The sequence below is a fragment of the Microbacterium sp. 69-7 genome (genome assembly GCF_001897985.1).
GTDB lineage: Bacteria > Actinomycetota > Actinomycetes > Actinomycetales > Microbacteriaceae > Microbacterium > Microbacterium laevaniformans.
Map to the genome: position 1 here is coordinate 80,338 of NZ_MKRU01000075.1, position 5,607 is coordinate 85,944.

Below are 5,607 nucleotides of genomic sequence, written 5' to 3' on the forward strand. Positions count from 1 at the left end.
GCCGATCGCGTCGGGGATGGCCGACAGTCGCGCAGCGATCACCGACCAGTCCTCGACCGTGTCGGTGGGCATCAGGTCGAACACGTTGCGCAGCTCCTGCGCGGGCGAGGCGATCACGTTGAGGTCGCGCAGGTGCGCACCGGCCTCGTGCAGCGCGAGCGAGAGCTCGAGGTCGCCGGCGAGGTCGGCCTTGGTGACCACGTCCACGTCGTCGACCGGCTCGGCCGCCTGCAAGGCCGACAGCGTGGCACGCGTGGCGTCGATGCGCGCCGCTGTGCCCGCGGGTGAGAGGTCGTCGAGACGGCCGTTGTGCTCGAAGCGCCCGATGTAGGTGGCCAGTCCCGGAGAAAGCTCGGCAGAGGTGTCGACCCATGCCTCGGCGATCGCGTCGATAGGCGTGGGGGTACGTGGGGAGTCAGTCATTCTTCGAGCCTAATCCCGACGCGGCACTGGCGTGGGCTCGGATGCCGGGGCGGACGGCACGCGATCTCAGCCGTGCTCCCCCGCGGCCTGCGATCCTCCTCGGGCGAGCTCAGTGGCCGGCGACGTCCCAGTTCTCCCCGCGACCGATCTGTACGTCCAGGGGCACGGACAGCTCTGCGGCATCACCCATGCGGTCGTGGACGATCTGCTCGACGAGGTCCCACTCCCCCGGGGCCACCTCGACGACGAGTTCGTCGTGGATCTGCAGCAGCACCCGCGAAGCGACACCCTGGGCTCGGAACTCGTCGTGGATGCGGAAGAGGGCGATCTTCATGATGTCGGCCGCGCTGCCCTGGATCGGTGCGTTCAGTGCCGCACGCTCCGCGTTCTCGCGCAGCACCCGATTGGGGCTGGCCAGATCCGGGAACGGTCGACGCCGACCGAAGATCGTCTCCGTGTACCCGTCGATGCGGGCCCGTTCGACGGAGGAGCGCAGGTAGTCGCGGACCGCGCCGAATCGGGCGAAGTACTCCGTCATCAAGAGCTTGGCCTCGGACTGTTCGATGCGCAGCTGCTTCGACAGACCGAACGCGCTGAGGCCGTACACGAGGCCGTAGCTCATCGCCTTGACCTTTGTGCGCATGGCCGGGGTCACGTCGGCCGGCTCGACGCCGAACACCCGTGCGCCGACGAACCGGTGCAGGTCCTCGCCCGAGTTGAAGGCCTCGATGAGACCCTCGTCGCCGGACAGATGCGCCATGATGCGCATCTCGATCTGCGAGTAGTCCGCCGTCAGCAGGGTCTCGTAGCCCTCGCCGACCTCGAACGCGGCGCGGATGCGCCGAGACTCCTCCGTGCGGATCGGGATGTTCTGCAGGTTCGGGTCGGTGCTCGACAGACGCCCCGTCTGGCTGCCCGTCTGCACGTACGTCGTATGGATGCGGCCGTCGGAGCCGGCGGCGCGATCATTGCCGATCGACGCATCGAGCGACTCGATGATCTGACGGAGCTTCGTCGCCTCGCGGTGCTGCAGAAGCAGATCGAGGAACGGGTGCGGGTTCGACTCCTGCAGGTCGGCGAGCACCGCGGCGTCGGTGGAATAGCCCGTCTTCGTTTTGCGTGTCTTCGGCAGCTCGAGCTGTTCGAACAGCACTTCCTGCAGCTGCTTGGGTGAGCCCAGGTTCACCTCCCGCCCGATCTCGGCGTAGGCGAGCTGGGCAACGGCCTCGGCGCGCGCGCCCAGCTCCGCAGAGAACCCCGAGAGCTTCTCGTGCGAGACGGCGACGCCGGCCACTTCCATGTCGGCCAGGGTGTCGAGAGTGGGCAGTTCGATCTCGGTCATCACACGGGCGACCGACGCGGGCATCTGGGCCCGCATGGCGTCGGCGACGCGCAGTGCGTACCACGACAGTTGACCCGGGGTGGCGCCTTCGGTCTCGGGTACCAGCTGCGTCGGATCGGCCTCGGGCAGCTTCTCGTCGAGATAGCGGTCGACGAGGTCACCGAGCCCCTTGTCGGGAAAGCTGGGGCGCAGCAGCCACCCGGCGAGGATCGGGTCGAAAACCAGGCCCCGCAGTCGCACTCCGGCACGTCGGAGGGCCTTCACCTGTGCCTTGGCGTCAGCAATGACCTTCGGCGCATCACTGCTCAACCAGGGCCCGAGAGTCGCGGAAACGTCCGTCGACCAGGTCGTCTCGATGGCCTCATCGCCGGTGGCGAGGCCCAGTCGTGCGGGAAGGCCGCCCTCCGTCGTGAGCATGAGTGCCACCTCCTCGGCGTCGTCGGCCGCAGTGCGGGCGGCGACCCATGCCTCGAGCGCGGCGGCGTCGACCTCGACGGGCTTGGGCGCTGCGATCGTGTTCGCCGCGTGGTCGGCGCCGTCGTCGAGGTCGGCGCCGACGGCCTCGAAAACGCGCGGCAGAAGGGTGCGGAACTCCAGTCGAGCAAAGATGTCGCGAACGGCCTGCGCGTCGATCGGCTGCACCGCAAGGTCGGCCGGTCCGACGCCCAGCTCGACATCGCGCAGCAGCGCGTTCAGGTTCCTGTTGCGGCGCACGTCGTCGAGGTGGTCGCGCAGGTTGCCCCCCACGACACCCGTGATCTTGTCGGCGTTCTCGAGCAGAGCGTCCAGGCTCCCCCACTGCGTGAGCCACTTGACGGCCGTCTTCTCGCCCACCTTCGGCACCCCCGGCAGGTTGTCGCTGGTCTCGCCCACGAGCGCGGCGATGTCGGGGTAGTTGGCGGGCGGCAGGCCGTACTTCTCGACGACGGCATCCGGCGTGTAGCGCTTGAGCTGCGACACGCCCTGCACGCTCGGGTACAGCAGCGTCACGTCGTCGGTGACGAGTTGGATGGTGTCACGGTCGCCGGAGCAGACGAGGACGTCGTAGCCCTCGTCCGCACCGCGCGTGGCGAGGGTCGCGAGGATGTCGTCGGCCTCGATGCCCTCCTCGGTGAGCACCGTCACGTTCATCGCGGCGAGGCAGTCCTGCAGCAGAGGAATCTGGCCCTTGAACTCCGCCGGCGACTCGGAGCGGTTCGCCTTGTACTCGGGGTACTCCTCGGTGCGGAAGGAGTGACGGGACGTGTCGAAGGCGACGGCGAGATGCGTCGGCTGCTCCGCTTTGACGAGGTTGACGAACATCGACAGGAAGCCGTAGATGCCGTTCGTGTGCTGACCGTCGCGCGTCGTGAAGTTGTCCACGGGAAGGGCGAAGAAGGCGCGGTACGCCAGCGAATGGCCGTCTACGACGAGGAGAGTAGGCTTTGCGGAGTCCGTCACCCTGCAACTCTAGACGCGGGGACGGACACCGGAACTCCCGACCCGATCACTTCCGAAGGTGGACGATGACCGCTGAGAACTCCCCTGTCGACGACGGCATGGATTGGGCGCGTCAGCGCGGAATGGGAGCCCTCGCCGAGAAGATGGGCATCGAGTTCACGGAGTTCAGCATCCAGCGCTCCGTCGCGACGATGCCGGTCGAGGGCAACACCCAACCTGTCGGACTGCTGCACGGCGGCGCGTACGTCGTTCTCGGGGAGTCCCTCGGCTCCATGGCGGCCAATCTCCACGCCGGCCCCGGTCGACTCGCCGTCGGCGTCGACATCAACGCGACCCACACGCGATCGGCCACGAGCGGCGTCGTCACCGGGGTCTGCACCCCTGTGCATCTCGGCCGCAGCCTCACGGTCCACGAGATCGTCGTGACCGACGATCAGGGGCGGCGCTGCTCGACGATCCGCATCACGAACATGATCAGGGAGCGCACGCCGTCCTGAGCCGGCGCGTCCGCGCCTCGAGGCGCGGGTCAGCCCTTCTTTGGCGAGAGCTGCTCGATGATCGCCTTGGCGACGTCCTGCATCGTCAGGCGGCGGTCCATCGAGGCCTTCTGGATCCAGCGGAACGCCTCGGGCTCGCTCAGGCCCATCTTCTCGTTGAGCAGGCCCTTGGCGCGGTCGACGAGCTTACGGGTCTCGAAGCGCTCGACCATGTCGGCGACCTCGGCCTCGAGGGTGATGATCTGCTCGTACCGCGCGAGGGCGATCTCGATCGCCGGGAGCAGGTCGTTGGGGGTGAAGGGCTTGACCACGTAGGCCAGGGCGCCGGCCTCGCTGGCCCGCTCGACGAGCTCCTTCTGGCTGAACGCAGTCAGCAGCACGACGGGGGCGATGTGGTTCTTGCTGAGCTTCTCGGCGGCGCTGATGCCGTCGAGGACGGGCATCTTCACGTCCATGATGACGAGGTCCGGGCGCAGCTCGGTCGCCAGCTGCACGGCGGTCTCCCCGTCACCGGCCTCCCCCACGACGTCGAAGCCGTTGTCGCGGAGAATCTCGACGATGTCGAGGCGGATCAGCGATTCGTCCTCGGCGACGACGACGCGTCGCGGGGAGGATGCCGTGGGAGTCGTGCTCGGTTCCTGCTCAGTCACCTTTGAATCCTACGGTATGGTCAATCCCGGACGTGCGCTGATGAACGTCCGCGTGCGCCGGTGTGGCGGAATGGCAGACGCGACCGACTCAAACTCGGTTGTCTTCGGACGTGTGGGTTCGACTCCCACCACCGGCACGGAAGATGCGGTGCCTGTGGGCGCCGCATCTTGCGTTGCGGTGGTGTCGTGGTGGGACGCGCGTGTGGGTGGGCCCACGCGGCCGGAGGCTCCGCGCGCCGCGGAGCGGCGTGTGGAGGGGCCGTGGGGACGACCCCCCCACCGGCGCGCAACGCAGAGGGCGGATGCCGGCGATCCCGGCATCCGCCCTCTGGTGTCTCTGCGACCTACTTCTCCGACTGGTAGATCGGCGCCTTGCCGTGAACGGCGTCGCCGATCCGGTGCACCCGGATGTCGTTGGTCGAGCCGATGATTCCGGGAGGGGAACCGGAGATCACGACGACCTTGTCCCCTTCGGTGGCGAGGCCCTGGCCGAGGAAGAACTCGTCGACCTGCATGAACATCATGTCGGTGTGCGCGACGTGCTCCACGAGCGTCGACTGCACGCCCCACGTCAGCGCCATGCGGCGGCGGATGGCCGGGTCGACGGCGAAAGCCATCATCGGGATGCCGGGGCGCAGGCGCGACATGCGGCGCGCGGTGTCGCCGGACTCCGTGAAGATGGCGATGTACTTCGCCTCGATGAACTCCGCCACCTCGTTCGCGGCGAGGGTCAGGATGCCGCCCTGCGTGCGGGGCTTGGCGCTGAAGGGACGGATCCGCTCGAGACCGTGCTCCTCGGTCGACTCGACGATGCGGGCCATGGTCTGCACCGTCACGACCGGGTAGTCGCCGACGCTGGTCTCACCGGAGAGCATGACGGCGTCCGCGCCGTCGAGGACGGCGTTGGCGACGTCGGAGGCCTCGGCGCGCGTGGGCACCGGGGCGTGGGTCATCGACTCGAGCATCTGCGTCGCGACGATGACGGGCTTCGCCATCCGGCGGCACATCTCGACAGCGCGCTTCTGCACGACCGGCACGGCCTCCAGCGGAAGCTCGACCGCGAGGTCACCGCGGGCGACCATGATGCCGTCGAACGCGTCGATGATCTCCTCGAGATTGTCCACCGCCTGCGGCTTCTCGATCTTGGCGATCACGGGGACCTTGCGTCCCTCCTCCGCCATGATCTCGTGCACGCGGGTGATGTCGGCGGCGTCGCGCACGAACGACAGCGCGATGAGGTCGGCGCCGGCCTGGA

At 68.2% G+C, this 5,607-nt stretch carries 5 protein-coding genes and 1 tRNA gene; 2 read left to right on the forward strand and 4 right to left on the reverse strand.

From position 1 onward, the window contains the following. Together BGN98_RS07275 and polA are read right to left on the reverse strand one after the other, a co-directional pair. Positions 1-423: DUF885 family protein (locus BGN98_RS07275; RefSeq protein ID WP_288120504.1), on the reverse strand; the 423-nt coding region annotated here is incomplete at its 3' end. A gap of 109 nt (positions 424-532) precedes the next feature. Next, positions 533-3,205: a DNA polymerase I gene (gene polA, locus BGN98_RS07280; protein ID WP_288120506.1), complete on the reverse strand. Its 2,673-nt coding sequence runs from the start codon at positions 3,203-3,205 to the stop codon at positions 533-535. A gap of 65 nt (positions 3,206-3,270) precedes the next feature. On the opposite strand from polA, the gene BGN98_RS07285 reads away from it, so the two are divergent. Next, positions 3,271-3,702: a hotdog fold thioesterase gene (locus BGN98_RS07285; protein ID WP_036315323.1), complete on the forward strand. Its 432-nt coding sequence runs from the start codon at positions 3,271-3,273 to the stop codon at positions 3,700-3,702. A gap of 29 nt (positions 3,703-3,731) precedes the next feature. On the opposite strand, the gene BGN98_RS07290 is transcribed toward BGN98_RS07285, so the two are convergent. Next, on the reverse strand, positions 3,732-4,352 hold the full coding sequence (locus tag BGN98_RS07290) for an ANTAR domain-containing response regulator (RefSeq protein ID WP_036315320.1): 621 nt from the start codon (positions 4,350-4,352) through the stop codon (positions 3,732-3,734). A gap of 56 nt (positions 4,353-4,408) precedes the next feature. Here BGN98_RS07290 and BGN98_RS07295 point away from each other — a divergent pair. Continuing rightward, positions 4,409-4,489: transfer RNA gene (locus tag BGN98_RS07295), tRNA-Leu, on the forward strand. Between the two features lie 207 nt (positions 4,490-4,696). Here BGN98_RS07295 and pyk read toward each other — a convergent pair. Beyond that, positions 4,697-5,607, reverse strand: a 911-nt coding sequence (gene pyk, locus BGN98_RS07300; RefSeq protein ID WP_288120508.1) for a pyruvate kinase, incomplete at its 5' end; no start/stop codon positions are given.

Coding starts and splice junctions, on each gene's coding strand:
- BGN98_RS07285 (WP_036315323.1), top strand. CDS start 3,271: ATGACCGCTGAGAACTCCCCTGTCGACGACGGCATGGATTGGGCGCGT.